Genomic DNA, 1,118 nt, shown 5'->3' with positions numbered 1-1,118 from the left:
GCGGCAATGCGGCGATGGCGGCCGGGCCTGAAAGGAGTTTCGAGATCATGACTGGTCCTGGTTGTTGAAATTTTTATCGAGAAAGCCGCCGATCGCGGCACTGATTTCGGCGAAGTGGCGATCCTTGTCGGTGGCCTCCGGTGTCACCTCGGTGAAGATCGCGGCGAGGATGGGCTTCGCCAGTGCGCGCGCAATCGCCAACGGATGGACGAGAGCGGTACCGCTGCCGATGACCAGTGTGGGGACAGCGAGCGAGCCGGCCACGCCACGCGAGACGCCGGGTCCATCGCCGGCGACTGCCTGCATCATTTCGGCGAAGTCCGCTGCATTGTCGCGTTCGAAGAAACCGAGCAAGGACGCCAGATTGTCGGGTGCCTCGGCGCGGAACCGGGCCGCCGTGGCCGAAGCGGCAAAGATGGCGCGCGCCTCGTTCGGCGGACGGTTTCGGATGAGCTCGGCCACTGCCGCATAGGGACGCATGTTTTCAGGGGCCGCGTCGAAGGCCCAGGCAGGCCGGACCAGCACCAGGCCGCTGACGCGCTCGGGATGCCGGACGGCCAGGCGCAGCGCGATCGCCGCACCCATCGAGATGCCGCCGGCGACGAAGCGTTCGATGCCGGCCGCATCGGCGGCGGCCAGCACGTCGTCGGCGAACATGGCGATCGAAAAGGGGCGCTTATGGCCGGCACCGGAGCCGCCTTGGGCCCGGCATTCGACGGTGAGCCGGCGTCGCGACGGGCTGTCGGGAAAATTCTGCGCCACCTGGGCGGCATCACCGCCGAGACCGTGCTGGAAGACGACGGAAAGCCTGCCTTGCTCCGTGTCGAAGATACGAAGCGCAGCATCGTCGCGAAGCATCATTGTCGGTGCGACGCTCATCGGAGCAGCCCGCGCAGAAACGCGGCGACGGCGGGAGCTTCGTCGGCCGACAATCCGTGCGTGACAAGCGGGCCATCGAATTTCACAGCGTTCAGCCGCGCGACGAAATCCGGAAAATCGACAATGCCCTCCCCTGTTGTGGCGAAGCGGCCGTCGCCATGCCTGTCCTTGGCATGCGCCATGGCTATATGGGCAGCGGCCTCGTCGATCGCCGCCGCGACGATGGCGCGCGCCTCGCC

Annotated in this window: 1 protein-coding gene and 1 pseudogene; both read right to left on the bottom strand. The window is 66.9% G+C overall.

All coding sequences use genetic code 11. From position 1 onward, the window contains the following. Positions 1–45 precede the first annotated feature (45 nt). Positions 46–879, bottom strand: coding sequence for an alpha/beta hydrolase (locus tag FJ980_RS33430; RefSeq protein ID WP_140547647.1), 834 nt, complete (start codon positions 877–879; stop codon positions 46–48). Continuing rightward, positions 876–1,118: pseudogene (locus FJ980_RS33425) on the bottom strand (sugar phosphate isomerase/epimerase); the annotation flags it as partial. The gene FJ980_RS33430 and the pseudogene FJ980_RS33425, both read right to left, overlap by 4 nt.

The sequence above is a fragment of the Mesorhizobium sp. B1-1-5 genome (assembly GCF_006443065.1).
GTDB lineage: Bacteria > Pseudomonadota > Alphaproteobacteria > Rhizobiales > Rhizobiaceae > Mesorhizobium.
This window is presented reverse-complemented; position numbering and strand designations above follow the sequence as displayed.

Bases quoted from the DNA above. Each gene is read 5' to 3' on its own strand.
- FJ980_RS33430 (WP_140547647.1), bottom strand. From the start codon at position 879: ATGAGCGTCGCACCGACAATGATGCTTCGCGACGATGCTGCGCTTCGT.